We start from the raw sequence: 16,356 nt of genomic DNA on the forward strand, positions 1-16,356 counted from the left end.
CACGGATTGGGACATCTGAGTGGATTCACTCAGAGCCCAGGGGGGTTACTCAGGCAGGCGTTCCACAGCAACGTGCATGAAGCGTTTGACCATGGCCATCGGCCAGCCCTCACGCTGCAGTTCCTCAGCGATCTGATTGATCTGATTGGCAATCTCCTCAGCCACCAGCTCCTCAAGCAAGTGGTTGGAGTGCTGGGTGGATGCAGTCATGGCATTGGTGATCCTCTACGGGCCTAACCCATCCAGGGCGACGGGCGCCACTGCAACATTCACGACCACCGCCGACAGCGTCAAGGCGTACGGTCTCTGCACTCTGGAGACGCCATGAAGAGGATGGTTTGGGGGATGATGCTGGTGCTTCTGCCGACAGCGGTGCTGGCGGAATCCAGCTTCGAGTGGACGGAGACCACCAGCAAGGAGTGCAGGAGTTACTTCCAGCAGGCCTACATCGACCAGGCCCGGACGCTGCCGCCGAAAGGCATGGGACGGGAGTACTGCGGATGCGTGAGAGACGCCCTGATCACCAATCCAGCCGCCGCTGATGTTCCGCGGATGTGTTCACTGGCGGTGAATTCCAGATTTCAAACAGCATCACAACCGGTTAACACCCCAGATCTGTAACGGGCCATCCCCTGGAAAGATCGGGATAACTCAGGCAGCCACTTTGAAGCTGTGTCCGACAGCGTTCAACACCAGCCGATCCGTCTGCACAGCTCCATTCACGACGACCAACCGTGTGAATGTCTGAGCTGCCGCAATCTCAGGGCCGCAATCCAGAGCGCCATGCCAAGGCACAGCCGATGCCGTTGCAGCGACGCTGAGCTGTTGGCAAGGTGAAGGGATGAAACAAGCCTCCTTGCTGCAACGCCTCGGCACCTATCTGCTGGGCTTGGTGGATGAATACTGGGCCATGCGTCGGCCTTGGCAGTACGGCAACAAGCAGCCCCAATGTGGCCTGCAATGCGACGGCGGCCATTGCCAGCGCAGCGACTAGACCGGCTCAATCCACAAGGAAGGGGTGGCGACCGCTGGGGTGAGAGGACGGTCGCCGGACAGAGCCAACTTCCCGATCAGCTCCACCCTTGTTTTAACCACGGCTTAAAAAAGCAACTGTTTGAATGGCTACAGAGTTGTTTTGAGCTCCCCCCATGAATCGTTCGGCGCTGGTTCTTGTCTTGTTGGGTGCCCTGGTTCCTGGGGTAGCCCGGGCCAACACCACCACAAGGGAGCAGCAGTCGGTGATCGCACGCTGGACCGGCGAGAACATCTGCAAGATGGGCACTGAACGGTTCTATTCATTGCCGGAGGAGGACGTCCGCAGCATGTTTGAACGCCAGACATCCATGCGCTACAACGACATTCCGATCAACCCAAGTGAATCGGAACGCAACCGAATCACAGCCCAACTCACCGGGTACATCACCGCCGTCTGCCCGGCGGAACTGGAGAACTACCGGAAGCGCTGAACCGATCAGGAACGATGAAGTTGCCGCAGCAATTTGGCGGCCAACCCTCTGGACAAGCGCCGATTCACCAGCAGATCGCAGATCCAATCAAACAGTGGTGGCGCATCCTCCAGCTGGGCCAACCGCTGCTCGAGCTCTTTCAGGTCCTGGACGTTCTGACAGCCCCGCAGTGCATCAATCAGCGTGTCCTCGGATGGCTTACCTGACAATTGGGTCACAACCATCTCGCTTCTGTTGCACCTGTATGAGTGCTAAGTGATCCGGGCAGGGTTTGTCAGCAGGAGTTGAGGAGATCAGCGCTCAACGGCGGCGCTTGATGATGGCCGGTTTCAAGGGGCAGGCCAGGGCGTGGAAGGGTTGATGCTTGCCTTCCAGGATCATCGTGCCGATGGGATAGGCGTGGGCGAGTTCGAGCTTCATGGGATTGGCATCTCGCAGGATCAACCACCTGCTACGGGTTCACGATGCCTCGCGCCGGACGGATCGACTACCCCAGCACCCCAAGATAAGAACATCAACTCAGTGCCCTGCGGGGCTGAGATCAGGAGTCCAGCGGATCAATCAATCCATAGAGCAACGCCGTCACCGCCATCTGGGTGCGGTCGCGGGCTCCGAGCTTGTCCATGGCATTGCCCACGTGGGTCTTCACCGTTTCAAGCGAAATGCCGAGCAGATCGGCGATGGAATTGTTCTTGAGGCCGCGGGACACCGCCGCCGCCACATCAAGCTCCCGCGGGGTGAGCTCCTCCACCAACGGCGGAAGATCGGGCTGTGGTGCAGACGCCGCCAGCCGGCGGATCTCCGCGGGGTAGTAGACACCCCCTTCAGCGATGGTGCGCAGGGCACCGATCAGATCACCACGGCCGGTGCCCAGGCTTGATTTGAAGATCACACCATCGGCAAAGGCATCCAGCGCCTCCCGCACCAGGGCCTTGGTTTCCCGCTCCAGCACGATCAGCAGCTGGCAGGTGGGCAGCTCCGCCTTGACGCGTTTGAGCAACACCGGGCCGTAACCGGTTTCCAGGTCCGAACTGCAGATCAGCAGATCCGGCTGGGTGCGCTGCACCAGCTCAAGGCCTTCGTCTTCTGTGGTGGCCGCCCCCACCAGCGACGGCTGGATCGGTTCAGCAATCGCCAGGGCGCTGAGGGTGAGCCGATCACCGAACACCAGCACAAGGCGCCGGTGTTCGAGCAGCTCGGCGGCCTGGGCGATCGCATCCTGGGTGGTGCGGGAATCGAGCCGGAGTTCCATGGCTCAGTAGCGCTCGAACACGGTTGTTGAACCGTCGTGGCCGATGGCCATCACCGCAAACGGATCCGCCGTCCTCCCCTTCACCTCCATGCCGGGGGAACCGATCGGCATTCCCGGCACGGCCAGGCCACGGATGTCGGGCCGTTCAGCCAGCAGGCGTTGGATCGATGATGCCGGCACATGGCCTTCGATCACATAGCCCTGAACGATGGCGGTGTGGCAGGAGGCCTGATCCGGCGCGATGCCATTGGCCTGCTTAACACGATCCATGTCGTCGCTGACCTGATCGTTGATGCGAAATCCAGCAGCGGCGATGTGCTCGCCCCACTGGGTGCAACAGCCGCAACTGGCTGAGCGGTAGATCGTCATGGCGGGTCCGCTCGCCTCGGACGTGGTCGGCATCACAGAGGGGCCCTTGGCATCGCCGTGGGCCTGCACCGACACCGGCGCATAAAGCAGCAGGGCCGCCAACAGAGCGCCACAGGGAGCCAAGACCGTCCACGCCATCCCTGATCAACCGCAGCAACAACACAAGTCTCGCGAACCCTGCACGGGCGACAACAGGGGATTGGCGGAAAGATCCCTCAACTGAGGGATGGATAGAGACTTCAAGCTCCCTCAATCGAGGGAGCGAAAGCTCACGGCAGCCTGCAGATTGCTCTCTTGACCATCCTCGACACACGAATGCCACGGGAGCCCTTGGCAAGCCAACCCCCACCAGCCCTAGTCCTTGGCATCGACGCCGCCTGGACGGCCCACAACCCCAGTGGAGTGGCGCTGTTGCAACGGGCCGCTGAAGGTTGGCAGTGCCTGGCCCTGGCCACCAGTTATGAGGCCTTTCTTGCCCTGGCTGCGGGCCAACCCTGGGACCAGAACAGGAAAGCCCAGGGCAGTGAGCCCGATCCCGCCGCTCTGCTGGAGGCCTGCAAACAACTTGCGGGGCAACCCGTGGACTGCGTGTCGGTCGACATGCCCCTGGCAACGACTTCCATCACCAGCCGTCGGGCCGCCGACACCGCCATCGCTAGCCGCTTCGGGCCGAAGGGTTGCGCCGTGCATAGCCCATCAGCCGAACGCCCCGGTGCCATCGCCGATCAGCTGCGTGAACGCTTCGCCGAACTCGGCGTTGCCCTGCACACCACAACTCCAGCTCGCCAAGGGCCGGCCCTGATCGAGTGTTACCCCCATGTGGCCCTGCTGGCCTTGCTCAATCGCAACTACCGTGTGCCCTACAAGGTGAGCCGCTCAGCCCTGTACTGGAAGGCGGAGCGGCCTCCGGTTGCTGAACGGGTCAAGCGTCTGCTCGCTGAATTCACCGCCATCCACCAGGCCCTCAGCCAGCGCATCAGTGCCATCCCGCTCACCCTGCCCCAACCCCACGAGGTGACCACGCTCTCATCGCTCAAGCCCGTGGAAGACATGCTCGATGCCCTGATCTGCGCCTGGATCGGCATCGAACACCTCGAAGGCCGAACTGTTGGCCTGGGTGATGCCACTGCTGCCATCTGGGTGCCTCAGGCCCTGACCAACCACTCACCAAGGTGAGGCCAATCACAAACCTTAAGCACCAACCAGGTGAACGACAAAACCGCCCAACCAGCCGATACTGACTGGAGAAGACAGGCGTTATGACCAGCTCGGCCCCGACAAGTGGACGTGACTGGAGCAAGCTTTTGATCTAACCCAAAATCGCTCACTCTCCTTTCTCAAACAACTCCCCGCCATGAGCTCTTCCACCACCATGATCACCTGTACTCCGGGTGTGCGTAGTGGAAAGCCCTGCCTGGCTGGAACACGAATCAGCGTGTCTGATGTACTCGAATATCTCGCCAGTGGGATGAGCCAGGGCGAGATCCTGGCGGATTTCCCCGATCTGAAGCCAGAACACATTCAAGCCGTGCTGCGCTTCGCAGCAGAACGTGAAAAACGGCTCAGCGAACTCACCGTGGCGTGAGCGGCATGAGCCTGCTGAGAGGTGCACCGCCGAAAGTGATCTGGCTCGTGGTGGGTAACACCAGCACGACAGAACTTCTCAGAATTTTGCTCGCTCACTCCACGGCGATCGAGACTTTTATCACCGAACCGGACACCTCCCTGCTCACGATCAGCAAGCCCCGTCCATGAGCCTCTCCGCCACCACCAACAAACCATGATCAGCGCCCTGCTCAACATCCTCTGGGTTGTGCTCGGAGGTTTCGTGATGGCCCTGGGCTAGTGGCTGGCCGGGCTGCTGTGCGCGATCACGATCATCGGGCTGCCCTGGGCGCGCTCCTGCTTTGTGATCGGCAGGTTCTCGCTATGGCCGTTCGGGCAGGAAGCCGTGAACCGCGAGGAATTGAGCGGACGCGGTGATCTGAGCACAGGGCCGCTGGGGCTGATCGGCAACGTGCTCTTGTTTCTGGTGGCGGGCTGGTGGTTGGCGATCGGCCACCTCAGCTCCGCCCTCGCCTGTTTCGTGAGCATCGTGGCCATTCCCTTCGGAATTCAGCACATCAAGCTGGCTTTGATCGCGTTGAAACCCGTTGGCATGACAGTGGTGCCGGTGCGGTCGGCGGGCTGAATGGCCTCAATCCAGCGATGGCGGCGTGAAGGTGTCGGCCACCGCCACGATCCAACGGGCAGCAGCAGCCGCCACCTTTTCCTTGGTGACGTTGAACTCCAGGTCGTGGCCTGCGGAGAGCAGATCGGGAATGATCGTTTGCCAGGCCATGCCGGCGGCACTGGCTTTGAGATCACCGATCAGCACAAAAGCCTTGGCAGCACCGGCCACCGCAGCGGTGTACTCGGCATTGGCCGACACCTTGCTGCGATACCAGTCGCTCACCTGATCACGCTGGGCCTTGCTCAGAAACGGCGGTGCCCCCACCAAATAGGCATCAAGCACCAGCATCGGGCTGGGCACGCTCTGGCCGGGATGCTTGAGCGCAAACCAGGCCTGGCCGATTGAGGCCGCATCGGGCCAATGGCAGAGGATCGCGGCGTCCTGACTGTCGAGTGAACGCTGCGCCGCCAGCGCATCAATGCGTTCGAGCAATTCCGGACCAGTGACCGGCGGCTCGGTGCGGGAGTGTTCAGCCCGGGCTTCATTGATCGCCTCAGCCACCGCCGCTTCGTTCTGCCCCAACTGCTGCAGAGCCCGCTTGAGGTTGGCATCGGCATCGGCGGGACTGGTCAAGGGTGATCGCGCAGGGGTGAATCCACGATGTCATTGATGATCATCTCGTCGTCGCAGGCGAGCCCCATCCCACGACGCTGTCGACAGGATGTCTCTCAGCTGATCAAGAACAGCTTGCTTTTGATCATTCCAAGCCCCCTGCTTCACAGTGATCAGATACTCATGTTGAACGCCAGTTCCCCTGATGCGTGAAGCTGCAATCGCCAGGTCGTCGTAACCAAGTGGGAAAGCAGCATCGGGAGTCAACCCGAGAATGCCCTCAGAAACGAACAGAAGAAAATCAAACAGCACCGGGCTGAAGTATTCGTCATCCGGATTCAGGTCACCGCACGACACCATCTGGTCTCTGGTCTGCGGCGTATAGGTCACAAACGAGAAGCACAACGGATGGCCCGTGTTCTGCAGGTACAAACCTCTGAAACGCTGGCGACTCATCGGTGGGATTCCGGATTCATGCCAGGCCTTTGAGCCACATCACTGCGGGCGGGCTGCTTCATCACGTCAGGGCCAAGGTTGAGATCAGGCTTCAGCCGTAGGGCCATCCACAGAAGCATGGCGGCACACTCATCATCTGTGGAGCCGTAGTCGTATTGCCAATCCTTCACCATCGCCACGAGCTCCTGCTGGGCATGGCGGATGAATTCATCAGTCCATTCCTGCATCCTCTTGCCCTCCACTCAGCGCAAGGCATCAGCGCAAAGCAGACGCCATCTCAATCTTGATCAAGCTCGTCGTCTTGAACGTAGAAGGGTTCATCGATTCCGGGCTCATTGTTCTGCAGAACAAAATCTTTCAAACAATCATCGCTTTCAAACACAAACAGATCGTCCTGTTCAGGATGCACACCCTGCATCTCGGGATGGCGATTCACAAGACGCGTGATCTTGCGGCGCTCCCGCACAAATCCCGATCCCTTTTCAACCAGATAAACCAACAAAGCCAGGTCGACCAACACAAGAGTGACCATTTCCAATATCTGCATCACGCGCGAACCATCACTGAAATGACCCTAGCGAGAGAGCCATGAATGGCACTCAGCACAAACGCCTGAAACCAACAACAAACAACTACCGGCTCAACGTGAACCCGCGAACCAGGGCCAGCGCAGACCCGCCGCCTCCAGGGGATTCATCACCAGTTTGTTGAGGGCCCGGCCGAGCACCACCTGCGGTTCATCCGGGCGGATTGGAATCACACGGTGTTCGTCGGAGCCCGTTCCGCGCACAACCCCTCGCCGCAGCAGCGAATTGGCCGCCTCCAGGCCGCACACATAGGCCCGCTCCTGACAAAGGCCCTTGGCGCCATGCTCCCGCTCCCCCATGCGCACCCAGTCGCCGGAGCACACCACCGCCTCAAGCGATGTCTCCAGCGGCGGGCGTTGCTGAAAGCTGCCGGGAGAAAACAACGACACCGATCCCGGATAACGCCGCACCTCCTGATCCACCACCTGCGCATGGCGGAAGGCCGATTGCACCTGCGGCAGCAACTGCTGCATCAAGGCATCAACGATCTCCTGATCGCTCTGCTCAGCAATGGCACTGGCGTTGTAGAAGTCGCTGGCGATCACTGACCCCTGCACCGGCTGATCCCCCCACAGGGCCTGCTCGTTGTCGGCCTGCAGTTGATCCAGCATGAAGAAGGTGGCGCCGGCCCCCTTCAAGGCCGCGAAACGGGAGAAGACATTGGCGGGATCGTCAACGGCAATGGAGCGATCCAGCCACAGCCGCACCGACACCACATCGATCGCGCCGAGTCCACCGGCCCGCGCCAGCTCCGGTGCCAAGGCAGCGCACTCCGCTGATCTGGCCATCAGAGACCCCATGCCTCGGGCCCCCACCGCCAGCACCACGGCATCCACGTCGTCGATCACACCCGTCTCGCCGGTCGCCAGCGATCGCGTCTCCAGCGAGTCAGTGGCACCGGTGGGGGAGACGTTCAAGCGTGAAGCAAACGTGCCGCCCAGGACCTGCAGCTGATGCGCATCGCAAAGACGGCGGCTCAGGGGGGCAAGCAGTTGCTCACCGATGCTCTTGCACTTGATCCAGCGCACATCAAAGGAATCCTGGTGCGCCAGGGCGTAGTAGTAGAGCAGCTCCATCGTCACCGCCGCCGACAGCTCCTCCGGTGGCTTGAACAGTCCCACCAGCAGGATCGGCCGCAGGAACTCGTTGATCATCCGCTCGCTGATCCGCAGTTGCCGGAACAGCGTGAGCGCATCAAGGGCGTCGTAGCACTCATACACCGCAGGGCTGCGGTTCAGATCGAGCATCGCCACCAGCAGTCCGGCGATGCTGAGTCGATCGGCTACCGGCAGGCGCTTGAAATTGTTGATCGTGGCGAAGGCCTGCCCCAACGGACTGGGCAACTGCGGGCCATCACCAAATACCGGTGCCGTGGCCTCCAACCCCTGGGGCGACCAGAAGGCACTGCTGGTGAACGGGGTGAACACATCGCTCAGCCCAAGTTCTTCGCAGAGCGCATTGATGTTGGGGTAATCCCGCCAGAACCCGCGGGTGCCGGCTTCAAACGGCTTACCGCTGGCGGTGGTCAGCGGCGTGCTGCCGGTGGGATCCGCCAGGCCATCCACAAGGGTGACGCGCACCCCGGCTTCACAGAGCGCTTTGGCCGCACCCCATCCCCCCCAGCCGGCACCAACCACCACCACATGCGAAGGGTTGGCCGCCGATTGCTGCTGCACCGCCATCCCTGACCCCGCCACCGCTGAAGGCCGACAAGCTAGGCAGGGTTCACCCTGGCCCCGAAGCCGCTGCCCTGATGTTGCGTGCCCTGCTGCTGATCCTCGGCCTCTGCATCAGCAGCACCAGCGCAGCCGCCGCACCGGTGAGCCGCGACGACCCGGAATCCGCCGATCCCGGCCAAGCCGCCATCTCCACCGCCGCAGGTGATGCGGTGGTCGTTACCGCCAATCCCCGCGCCAGCCGGGCCGTTGTGGCAGTACTCAAGGCCGGCGGTTCGGCAGTGGATGCCCTGGTGAGCGCCCAGGCGGTGCTGGCCGTGGTGGAACCGCAGAGTTCCGGCCTGGCCGGTGGTGGTTTTCTGATGCACTGGGATGCCCGGCAGCAACAGCTGCAGGTGCTCGATGGCCGTGAGGTCGCCCCCCTGAGCAGCCGTCCGGACGATCTGCTGCAGCCCTCCGGCGAACCGCTGCCCTGGCGCGAGGCCACCAGCCGCCCGGAGGCCATCGGTGTGCCTGGCACCGTGGCTCTGCTCTGGGACGTCCATCAACAGCACGGTCGCCTGCCCTGGGCCACCACGTTGCAGCCGGCCATCCGTCTTGCCCGTGATGGGTTCCGCCCCAGCCCCCGCCTGCGCCGTTCCATCGGCATCGCCCAACGCATCGGCGTGGACCACAGCCCGGCCTTTCAGGCGCTGTATCTGCCCGGCGGCCAACCGCCTCCGGCCAACCGGCCCTTCCGCAATCCGGCCCTGGCCCGCACCCTGGAGCTGCTGGCCAAGGACGGCGGCCCGTCCTTCTACAAAGGCGAACTGGCCCAGCAGATCCTTGCCGGGATGGCTGCCCTGCAGACCGACCAGCCCGACTTCCGCGGCTGGAACCCTGCCGATCTGGCTGGCTACGCCGTGGTTCAGCGCTCACCGCTCTGCCACCGGCTGCGCAGCTACCGGCTCTGCACGGTGCCGCCACCGAGCAGCGGCGGGCTGGCGGTGTTGCAGACCCTGGCACTGCTGAACCAGAGCAACGCATTGAGCGACCCTGCCGATCCGCAGACCTGGCGGCTGCTGGCGCGAGCCCAGGCCTGGGCTGATGCCGATCGCCTCTACTGGGTGCACGACCCCATGGATGGGGCCATTCCGACAGGCCCCTTGCTGGATCCCGTCTACATCCAGTCCCGCGCCATTGCCCTGCAGACCTCCCCCGCGGCTCGCCCGACTCCGGGGCTGCCCCCTGGCCTGGCGGCCTACCCCTATGCGCTGCCGGAGCAAAGCCGCGAACAGGGCACCACCCATCTGGCGATCGTCGATGGCCAGGGAAACCTCGCTGCTTACACCAGCTCGGTGGAAACGGTCTTCGGCAGCCGCCATCTCGTGGCGGGAATGGTGCTGAACAACCAGCTCACCGACTTTGCCTTCCGCCCCAGCATCAACGGCCAGCCGGTGGCCAACCGCCGCCGGCCCGGTCGTCGGCCGGTGTCGTCGATGGCTCCGATGATCGTGTTCGAGCGGGGACAACCGCTGCTGTCGGTCGGCAGTCCCGGCGGACGCAGCATCCCCCACGTGCTCAGCCGCGTGCTGCTGGCCTCCCTGATCTGGCGTGAGCCACCGACACGGGCCGTCGGGCTGCCGCATCTGTCGCGGCGCCGCAATGGATTGGTGCTGGAACAGGATCCGCCCCTCCCCTGGCCCGTTGCCCTCGACCAACTCACTCCCGGTGATCAACCGATCCGTCGCCAACGCCTAGGCAGCGGCACCGCCCTGCTGCAGAAGATCAACGGCCGCTGGCACGGAGCAGCCGACCCCCGCCGGGAGGGCACTGCCCTGTCAGCTGACTGACGAATCCCAGCAGGATGGTGTTCCAAATGTGCGCTGCTGATGAAGAGCTTCGAGGACACGGACCCACGGCCCTACGACCGCCACCGCTATCGGGTGCAGTTCCGCGATGGCTCGTTCAAGGACACCGGCAGCTACGCCGAAGCCACCGATCTCTGGTACTCAAGTCGGATCAAGCCACGGGTGATTGAGGTGCTGCCCGCCACCAAACCATCCCGCCCGCGTGGCGGCTATGGCTGAGGCTTCAGTCAAGCGAAAACTCTCCGCGAAGAGCTCGCGCATCCTGAATGCGCTGCTCCTTTGCCAAAAGACGCAGCCGCGTGTTGAGCCAGAAGCGCAACCGATCGGACGACACCGACTTGTTCAGCAGCGCATCCGAAGGTTCAGGTTCACCGAAGGGAATCGTCACTTCAGCTCCACCCCTTTGCCCCGGTAGAAGGCGAAGCGTTCACGGATTGATTCGGCGTCTGGCTTGGGGGTGTCGTAGGCCCAAACGGCGTTGCGGATCACCTGATCGCCAACCACCACATCCCAGTAGCGAGCCGTGCCTTTCCATCCACAGACCGTGGTGTGATCGGACGCGCGGAAGAACTCCTCTGCCATAGCAGCGCGGGGGAAATAGGGGTTGCCATCCACCATCACGATGTCATCGCTGTCAGCCAGGACCGTGCCGTTGAAGATCGCCTGCATGATCTGGCACCGTTCGTCGCTGGGCGCAGGCTAGAAAATCTGTCCCGGAATCAGTTGTATTCACCAGGCGTCTCCTGCTTGGACACCGTCACCCGCCCCACCTTGTTGCCGGAGAACCGCAGCAATTCATCCCCGCTGAAGGAATAGCCCAGCCCGCCGGCAATCTTGGCGACATCATCGGCTGTGGATGCCGCCAGCACTGACTGCTTCAGGGCCTCGTCGTCCTGCAGACGCAGCAGGAAGCCTTTCAGTTGATCGAGAGCCATCGCCCGCCTCAGCGAAGGGCCGTGAACCGTAAACGACGACTCAGGATGCGATCGACAGATCCGAACCGTCATCGATCTGCAAGTGAGTCGTCAGACAAGTGGTGACACAGGTCTGGTCATGGATGTCGCAGGCGCTGATGCAGACGAAATACTCATCGTGGGCCTGCCACCGTTCGCCAATGGATTGGTGTTGATGTTCCTGCTTGAGTGAGTACATCTGAATTCTTGCGAGTGCGACACCTTTACGAGCAGCCTTGATGGCTAGTCAATAAAAACATTGCGGAGAATAAAATACTTAGGGAAATAATCTCAGGAAGAAATACTTATCCGGATCGTGAACAAGCCTTGCCGCCGGTTGTCATCTGGGCGACAAACCACAAGAGTGAAACCAGCGCATGGACGAGGTCATGGAATTCAAAAGCCGCATCTTTGCCAACTCACAAGGTCAAACAATCGACGCCGTTGGCAACGGCCGCTACCTGGTCTGCCATCAGACCAGCTGCGTCATGGTGAAAGGCTGGCGCCAGGCCCAGACTGCCTTGAAACGCCAGGAGTCACCGATGGCATGAAGCAGGGCGAGCCACCTCCGGACGTCTGGCCTCAGAGGGTCTGCCAGGTGCTGGTGAGCCACTGGGGGGCAACGCTCCACCAGACTGCGACAGCCACAAAAATGGCCATCAAGCCAATGAGGCTGGTGATCAGCGTTTCTTCGCGCTGAGCATCGGACGTGACTTTTCTGACTTTTCCCAAGGATCGATCGGTCTCTGCTGATGGTGTAGGTCGGCAGAAATCGATCGTCATCGGTGAAAACACCGACCGTTCAATAGACGCCGAAGACGTCAGAGGAAGTCGAAGTTGTCCTCATCATCCTCATCTTCATTGGACTGGATCCACAAAGCCGCCACAGGGAAGATCAAACATCTCGCAAGAAGAATTTCCATCAACCAGAAAAGCTTTGAACACTAAAAACCCAATTAACTGCTTCAAGGATGTCGGTCACAACCAACCCCTTAATCACTCAACATGGTTGCGGATGATTCAAACCCTTCCGATTAAGCAGATTCACTTAAACGGCCTGCAACGAATCATCCGATACGTTTTTATGATCGATCAAAACAGATGATTGAAATATTCATTCAACGCTTCAACCGATGGAACTGATTGCACTGGCCATCATCGTTGGCATCAGCGGAGGCCTTGCCGCCCGCTTGACCCCACGCAAATGCTGAACCATGTACACCCTCACCGCTGCCCTTGTGACCGCTGGGTTTATCGGCTTGTTCAGTCCAATCATTGCCCTGTTCTGAGTCATCCACATCCAGCAGAAGAGGCTTAGAACCGTCCTTGCACAAGACGAAAGTCCCAATCCGTGAATGGAGCTCGCAGCTTCACCAACTCCTGATACGCGGGGCTTTTGTAAAAATCGATGCCGTCCTGGAGGGTCTTGCCCTTGCAGGCAGTCACCACCGTCAAGGGACCTCCATCACCTTCCATCAGCAAGGTGTTGCGCTGGCGAACGAGATACTCACAGCCCCACTCCTCCATCAGGGCATCCACCTTTTCGATGTAGCCCTTCATGGCTGGTTCGGCCTTGGTGGTTCCAGTCACAACTGCCATGCCGTAATTCTGCTGAGGCTTCGGGATCAGCACCCCGGCAATCAGCCCAATCGATCCGGCTGCGATGCCGACAACGGCCGTGAGGTTGAAACGCATCGGATCAATCAGCAGTGTTCCGTCATCATCGCTGGCCAATCACCGGTGCCGTAGCCAACGAAAGCTGGGCACTGCTCCTGCACTGGACCGAGTGAGCGCCAACAACAATGCACCAATCAGGGCCACGTTCATGAAGAAGCCGCTATCCACCGGAAACGTGTGAAAAAGCAGCGTGGTGGGCACGAGAAACACCAGCAGCAGCGACGCCCCGAGCCGGGTGTTCGTTCCAAAAACAAAAACAACCGATCCGAAGATCAAACAGGTGATGGCACTGGCCAGGAGACATCCAGCCAAGGGTTCGGCGATCCCTTTTGAAGCGATCACATCAACCGTTCCGCTGAAATCCGTCACTTTTCCGGGAACGGCTTTGACAAACAACGCAGCCATTAAAACTCGCCCGAGCCAATCGAGCAGGAGCTGAGAGGTCATGTCCAGTTTTTCCAGATAAAACGCTCATCCCAATCTCCCCTGACGGCCCGGATGAATGCATCCTCCGACTCATCGGTCATGAAGCAATACGCAATCACCTTGTTGTCGTCGTCTTTGATCGCCAGAACATCATCCGACGGCGGTGACGTGGCTGACGAGAAAATTTTGCCGTCTCTCAGGATGAAGCGATGCATCGTCTTCAGACGGGGATTTCTTCAACCTAGCCACGCAAATCCAACGTAAATGTGACGACTCAAACCAAAGCATTCGTCATGGCGCCCTGTCAGAGCTGGACAACGTGATACTGGGGGACTAAGACAGAAATGTCGTCACCACGACGCAGCGTTCACTTCGCTTTCTGCGGAGCGCAGCTCGACTCAGGCCATGGAACGGGGGTCTGGGCTTGCTTCCCTTGGATGCGATGACAACAATGGTTTGGAACGGATCAGCTTTTGGCCCTCAGGATCGTGAGGCCGCCAAACGTGAGGCGCTGGTACGGCGTCTTGAGTCAGCCTTAGCAGGTCCTGATGGGCAGCACTCGGCCCAGTACTGCGGCACGGCATACCTGCGCCGAAACGGCTTTTCGGCTCTGCGCTGACCGATCAGGCCGCAGTGATGCTTTCAATAGCATCAGCGGATCGCTGGTTCGACCCCATGCCCACCGTCGCGCACAGTTTTGAGGACTTCAGCCAGCGGATCGACTACTCACTGCTGAAAGCGCTGAAGCCTGATCCTGAAGCCACAGCGGACGGCAATGACCACCGCCCCAGGCCGGTGTTCTCAGGCCACTGGGTGCCGGTGAAGCCCACACCCATTCCGGATCCGAAATACGTCGCCCACAGCTTCCGTTTGTTCGCGGAACTTGGTCTCAGCGATGACCTCGCCCACAACGCCGACTTCACCCGGCTCTTCTCCGGTGATGCATCGGTGGCAACCGACCCGATGCACCCGTGGGGGTGGGCCACCGGCTATGCCCTGTCGATCTACGGCACGGAATACATCCAGCAGTGCCCCTTCGGCACCGGCAACGGCTACGGCGACGGCCGGGCGATGTCGATCGTTGAGGGGGTTTTTGAGGGCCAGCGCTGGGAGATGCAACTGAAGGGCGGCGGCCCGACCCCCTACTGCCGTGGGGCCGATGGCCGGGCCGTACTCCGCTCCAGCGTGCGCGAATTTCTGGCCCAGGAGTTCATGCATGCCCTCGGCGTTCCCACCTCCCGTTCACTGGCGCTGTATCGCTCCGAAGCCGAAACGGTGCGACGCCCCTGGTACTCGGACCAGTCACGCTCCTTTGATCCCGACGTGATGGTCGACAACCAGGCCGCCATCAGCACTCGGGTGGCGCCGTCGTTTCTGCGGGTGGGGCAGATCGAGCTGTTCGCACGCCGCGCACGCGACAACGCCCATCCCGATGCCCAGGAGGAACTGCGGCTGATAGTGCAGCACCTGATCGACCGCAACTACCGCACCGAGATTGACGCCGCCCTGCCCTTCCATCAGCAGGTGCTGGAGCTGGCGCGTCTGTTCCGCAGTCGACTCACGGCCCTGGTCGCCAACTGGATGCGCGTCGGCTACTGCCAGGGCAACTTCAACAGCGACAACTGCGCAGCCGGCGGTTACACCCTCGACTACGGCCCCTTCGGCTTCTGCGAATTGTTCGACCCCCGCTTCCAACCCTGGACCGGTGGTGGGGCCCACTTCTCCTTCTTCAATCAGCCGACAGCAGCGGAGGCCAACTACCGGATGTTCTGGCGATCCCTGCGCACTCTGCTGGAGGGGGATGACGCAGCCCAGCGCGAGCTCGATCTACTCAACGAAGGGTTTGCAGTGGCCATGCAGCAGCAACTGGAGGCGATGTGGGCCAGCAAGCTGGCACTCCCCGCCTACGACGAAGCCCTGGTGACCGAGCTGTTGCAGCTGTTGGTGGCCGCCAAGGCCGACTACATCAAGGCCTTCCGCCTGCTCTCGGCCATTCCCGAGCGGGTCGCCGAGTTGCACGCGAGTTTCTACCTGCCCTGTTCCGAAGACCTGGATCAACGCTGGCAGACCTGGCTGCAACGCTGGCGCGAGCGGATCACCGCCAACGGCAACCTGGAGGAGACGTCTGCGGCCATGCGGCGCGTCAACCCCGCCATCACCTGGCGGGAATGGCTGATCGCCCCCGCCTATCAACAGGCGGAGCTGGGCGACAACAGCCTGGTGCTGGAACTGCAGACCCTGTTCAGCAACCCCTACAGCGACCCCTCCCCTGAACTGGCGGCCCGCTACGACCAACTCAGGCCGCAGCAGTTCTTCAGCGCCGGCGGCATCTCTCACTACAGCTGTTCGTCCTGAACGTGACAGCTTGGGGGCGCCCCACACCACGGCAACGGCTGATGACCGCCAGCTCGATCCAGCCCCAGCAGACGCACCGGAGCAACCCGGTGCAAGGCGTCTGGAGCCTTATCTCCTACGTGGTGGAGGTGCAGGGAACCGGTGAAACCTTTGCGCCGATGGGAGAGCAGCCCACGGGTTATGTGATCTTCACGGCCGAAGGTCGGTTGTCCTTCACCCTGTCAGCCCAGGGGCGCCAGCCCGCGACCACCGCTGAAGAACAATCCCATCTGCTCAACAGCATGATTGCCTACACCGGCAGCTACCGGTTGGAGGGGGATCGCTGGATCACCCAGGTTGATGTGGCCTGGAATCCCTCCTGGGTCGGCACGGAGCAGACCCGTTTTTACCGGGTGGAGAACGATCAGTTGATCGTCAGCACCCCATGGCGGGTGATGCCCAACTGGCCGGAGAAGGGAATGACCCGCAGCATCGTGCGCTTTCAGCGCTGTTGATCGATCCGAG

At 61.3% G+C, this 16,356-nt stretch carries 29 protein-coding genes and 1 pseudogene; 13 read left to right on the top strand and 17 right to left on the bottom strand.

Annotation, left to right across the window (positions count from 1 at the left end):
• Positions 1 to 45 precede the first annotated feature (45 nt).
• On the bottom strand, positions 46 to 210 hold the full coding sequence (locus tag SynA1528_RS06870) for a hypothetical protein (protein WP_186586116.1): 165 nt from the start codon (positions 208 to 210) through the stop codon (positions 46 to 48).
• 114 nt (positions 211 to 324) lie between these two features.
• On the opposite strand from SynA1528_RS06870, the gene SynA1528_RS06875 reads away from it, so the two are divergent.
• The 3 genes from SynA1528_RS06875 to SynA1528_RS06885 all read left to right on the top strand — a co-directional run bounded on the left by SynA1528_RS06875 (position 325) and on the right by SynA1528_RS06885 (position 1,466).
• Complete coding sequence (locus tag SynA1528_RS06875) at positions 325 to 621, top strand: hypothetical protein (protein WP_186586117.1); 297 nt, start codon at positions 325 to 327, stop codon at positions 619 to 621.
• A 220-nt stretch (positions 622 to 841) separates the two neighbouring features.
• On the top strand, positions 842 to 994 hold the full coding sequence (locus tag SynA1528_RS06880; RefSeq protein ID WP_186586118.1) for a hypothetical protein: 153 nt from the start codon (positions 842 to 844) through the stop codon (positions 992 to 994).
• 154 nt (positions 995 to 1,148) lie between these two features.
• Positions 1,149 to 1,466, top strand: coding sequence for a hypothetical protein (locus SynA1528_RS06885; protein WP_186586119.1), 318 nt, complete (start codon positions 1,149 to 1,151; stop codon positions 1,464 to 1,466).
• A gap of 5 nt (positions 1,467 to 1,471) precedes the next feature.
• On the opposite strand, the gene SynA1528_RS06890 is transcribed toward SynA1528_RS06885, so the two are convergent.
• From SynA1528_RS06890 to SynA1528_RS06900, 3 genes are all read right to left on the bottom strand, one after another.
• Entirely contained in the window at positions 1,472 to 1,690 is a 219-nt protein-coding gene (locus tag SynA1528_RS06890) for a hypothetical protein (protein ID WP_186586120.1), read from the bottom strand.
• Positions 1,691 to 2,007: 317 nt separating this feature from the next.
• Positions 2,008 to 2,718 (bottom strand): response regulator transcription factor, encoded by a 711-nt coding sequence (locus tag SynA1528_RS06895; RefSeq protein WP_186586121.1) that lies wholly within the window; start codon positions 2,716 to 2,718, stop codon positions 2,008 to 2,010.
• A 3-nt stretch (positions 2,719 to 2,721) separates the two neighbouring features.
• A complete protein-coding gene (locus SynA1528_RS06900) occupies positions 2,722 to 3,225 on the bottom strand; it encodes a DUF411 domain-containing protein (RefSeq protein ID WP_186586122.1) in 504 nt (167 codons plus the stop codon).
• A 192-nt stretch (positions 3,226 to 3,417) separates the two neighbouring features.
• Between SynA1528_RS06900 and SynA1528_RS06905 the strand changes: the two genes are divergently transcribed.
• The 4 genes and pseudogenes from SynA1528_RS06905 to SynA1528_RS06920 all read left to right on the top strand — a co-directional run bounded on the left by SynA1528_RS06905 (position 3,418) and on the right by SynA1528_RS06920 (position 5,278).
• Positions 3,418 to 4,263, top strand: coding sequence for a DUF429 domain-containing protein (locus tag SynA1528_RS06905; protein WP_286187762.1), 846 nt, complete (start codon positions 3,418 to 3,420; stop codon positions 4,261 to 4,263).
• 178 nt (positions 4,264 to 4,441) lie between these two features.
• Positions 4,442 to 4,672: a DUF433 domain-containing protein gene (locus SynA1528_RS06910; protein WP_186586123.1), complete on the top strand. Its 231-nt coding sequence runs from the start codon at positions 4,442 to 4,444 to the stop codon at positions 4,670 to 4,672.
• Positions 4,673 to 4,677: 5 nt separating this feature from the next.
• Complete coding sequence (locus SynA1528_RS06915; RefSeq protein ID WP_186586124.1) at positions 4,678 to 4,842, top strand: DUF5615 family PIN-like protein; 165 nt, start codon at positions 4,678 to 4,680, stop codon at positions 4,840 to 4,842.
• Positions 4,843 to 4,867: 25 nt separating this feature from the next.
• A pseudogene (locus SynA1528_RS06920) lies at positions 4,868 to 5,278 on the top strand (YccF domain-containing protein).
• A 6-nt stretch (positions 5,279 to 5,284) separates the two neighbouring features.
• Here SynA1528_RS06920 and SynA1528_RS06925 read toward each other — a convergent pair.
• From SynA1528_RS06925 to SynA1528_RS06945, 5 genes are all read right to left on the bottom strand, one after another.
• Positions 5,285 to 5,893: a hypothetical protein gene (locus tag SynA1528_RS06925; protein ID WP_186586125.1), complete on the bottom strand. Its 609-nt coding sequence runs from the start codon at positions 5,891 to 5,893 to the stop codon at positions 5,285 to 5,287.
• 30 nt (positions 5,894 to 5,923) lie between these two features.
• Complete coding sequence (locus SynA1528_RS06930) at positions 5,924 to 6,328, bottom strand: hypothetical protein (RefSeq protein ID WP_186586126.1); 405 nt, start codon at positions 6,326 to 6,328, stop codon at positions 5,924 to 5,926.
• Positions 6,325 to 6,555 carry a hypothetical protein gene (locus SynA1528_RS06935; protein WP_186586127.1) on the bottom strand — a complete coding sequence of 77 codons (231 nt, stop codon included), beginning with the start codon at positions 6,553 to 6,555 and terminating at the stop codon, positions 6,325 to 6,327. Before SynA1528_RS06935 ends, SynA1528_RS06930 begins: the two co-directional genes overlap by 4 nt.
• Positions 6,556 to 6,605: 50 nt before the next feature.
• Positions 6,606 to 6,848 (bottom strand): hypothetical protein, encoded by a 243-nt coding sequence (locus SynA1528_RS06940; RefSeq protein WP_286187763.1) that lies wholly within the window; start codon positions 6,846 to 6,848, stop codon positions 6,606 to 6,608.
• 120 nt (positions 6,849 to 6,968) lie between these two features.
• Complete coding sequence (locus SynA1528_RS06945) at positions 6,969 to 8,597, bottom strand: hydroxysqualene dehydroxylase (RefSeq protein ID WP_186586129.1); 1,629 nt, start codon at positions 8,595 to 8,597, stop codon at positions 6,969 to 6,971.
• Positions 8,598 to 8,668: 71 nt separating this feature from the next.
• Here SynA1528_RS06945 and SynA1528_RS06950 point away from each other — a divergent pair, with 71 nt between their 5' ends.
• Both SynA1528_RS06950 and SynA1528_RS06955 read left to right on the top strand, forming a co-directional pair.
• A complete protein-coding gene (locus SynA1528_RS06950; RefSeq protein WP_186586130.1) occupies positions 8,669 to 10,423 on the top strand; it encodes a gamma-glutamyltransferase family protein in 1,755 nt (584 codons plus the stop codon).
• 39 nt (positions 10,424 to 10,462) lie between these two features.
• On the top strand, positions 10,463 to 10,660 hold the full coding sequence (locus SynA1528_RS06955; RefSeq protein ID WP_186586131.1) for a DUF7441 family protein: 198 nt from the start codon (positions 10,463 to 10,465) through the stop codon (positions 10,658 to 10,660).
• Positions 10,661 to 10,664: 4 nt separating this feature from the next.
• On the opposite strand, the gene SynA1528_RS06960 is transcribed toward SynA1528_RS06955, so the two are convergent.
• From SynA1528_RS06960 to SynA1528_RS06975, 4 genes are read right to left on the bottom strand one after another with little or no spacing between them, the layout of a single operon-like run.
• The gene (locus SynA1528_RS06960) at positions 10,665 to 10,829 is read right to left on the bottom strand and encodes a hypothetical protein (protein ID WP_186511528.1); all 165 of its coding nucleotides are present in this window, start codon (positions 10,827 to 10,829) and stop codon (positions 10,665 to 10,667) included.
• Positions 10,826 to 11,110 (bottom strand): DUF427 domain-containing protein, encoded by a 285-nt coding sequence (locus SynA1528_RS06965; RefSeq protein ID WP_186586132.1) that lies wholly within the window; start codon positions 11,108 to 11,110, stop codon positions 10,826 to 10,828. Before SynA1528_RS06965 ends, SynA1528_RS06960 begins: the two co-directional genes overlap by 4 nt.
• Before the next feature lie 50 nt (positions 11,111 to 11,160).
• On the bottom strand, positions 11,161 to 11,376 hold the full coding sequence (locus SynA1528_RS06970; protein WP_186586133.1) for a Nif11-like leader peptide family natural product precursor: 216 nt from the start codon (positions 11,374 to 11,376) through the stop codon (positions 11,161 to 11,163).
• A gap of 40 nt (positions 11,377 to 11,416) precedes the next feature.
• Positions 11,417 to 11,593 carry a DUF8642 family protein gene (locus SynA1528_RS06975; RefSeq protein ID WP_186586134.1) on the bottom strand — a complete coding sequence of 59 codons (177 nt, stop codon included), beginning with the start codon at positions 11,591 to 11,593 and terminating at the stop codon, positions 11,417 to 11,419.
• A gap of 190 nt (positions 11,594 to 11,783) precedes the next feature.
• Between SynA1528_RS06975 and SynA1528_RS06980 the strand changes: the two genes are divergently transcribed.
• Positions 11,784 to 11,945, top strand: a complete 162-nt coding sequence (locus tag SynA1528_RS06980; RefSeq protein WP_186586135.1) for a hypothetical protein — start codon at positions 11,784 to 11,786, stop codon at positions 11,943 to 11,945.
• A 31-nt stretch (positions 11,946 to 11,976) separates the two neighbouring features.
• On the opposite strand, the gene SynA1528_RS06985 is transcribed toward SynA1528_RS06980, so the two are convergent.
• The 4 genes from SynA1528_RS06985 to SynA1528_RS07000 form a co-directional block, all read right to left on the bottom strand.
• Positions 11,977 to 12,126, bottom strand: coding sequence for a hypothetical protein (locus SynA1528_RS06985; protein ID WP_186572863.1), 150 nt, complete (start codon positions 12,124 to 12,126; stop codon positions 11,977 to 11,979).
• Between the two features lie 582 nt (positions 12,127 to 12,708).
• Positions 12,709 to 13,128: a DUF1330 domain-containing protein gene (locus tag SynA1528_RS06990; protein WP_186586136.1), complete on the bottom strand. Its 420-nt coding sequence runs from the start codon at positions 13,126 to 13,128 to the stop codon at positions 12,709 to 12,711.
• Positions 13,129 to 13,518, bottom strand: a complete 390-nt coding sequence (locus SynA1528_RS06995; protein ID WP_186586137.1) for a DoxX family protein — start codon at positions 13,516 to 13,518, stop codon at positions 13,129 to 13,131.
• Entirely contained in the window at positions 13,515 to 13,712 is a 198-nt protein-coding gene (locus tag SynA1528_RS07000) for a hypothetical protein (RefSeq protein ID WP_186586138.1), read from the bottom strand. The genes SynA1528_RS06995 and SynA1528_RS07000 overlap by 4 nt, the downstream gene beginning before the upstream one ends.
• A gap of 227 nt (positions 13,713 to 13,939) precedes the next feature.
• On the opposite strand from SynA1528_RS07000, the gene SynA1528_RS07005 reads away from it, so the two are divergent.
• From SynA1528_RS07005 to SynA1528_RS07015, 3 genes are read left to right on the top strand one after another with little or no spacing between them, the layout of a single operon-like run.
• On the top strand, positions 13,940 to 14,116 hold the full coding sequence (locus tag SynA1528_RS07005) for a hypothetical protein (protein WP_186586139.1): 177 nt from the start codon (positions 13,940 to 13,942) through the stop codon (positions 14,114 to 14,116).
• A 56-nt stretch (positions 14,117 to 14,172) separates the two neighbouring features.
• Positions 14,173 to 15,852, top strand: coding sequence for a protein adenylyltransferase SelO family protein (locus SynA1528_RS07010; RefSeq protein WP_186586140.1), 1,680 nt, complete (start codon positions 14,173 to 14,175; stop codon positions 15,850 to 15,852).
• A gap of 2 nt (positions 15,853 to 15,854) precedes the next feature.
• A complete protein-coding gene (locus SynA1528_RS07015; RefSeq protein WP_353616590.1) occupies positions 15,855 to 16,346 on the top strand; it encodes a lipocalin-like domain-containing protein in 492 nt (163 codons plus the stop codon).
• Positions 16,347 to 16,356: the final 10 nt, after the last annotated feature.

Origin of the sequence: Synechococcus sp. A15-28 (genome assembly GCF_014280175.1) — a bacterium.
Taxonomy (GTDB): domain Bacteria; phylum Cyanobacteriota; class Cyanobacteriia; order PCC-6307; family Cyanobiaceae; genus Parasynechococcus.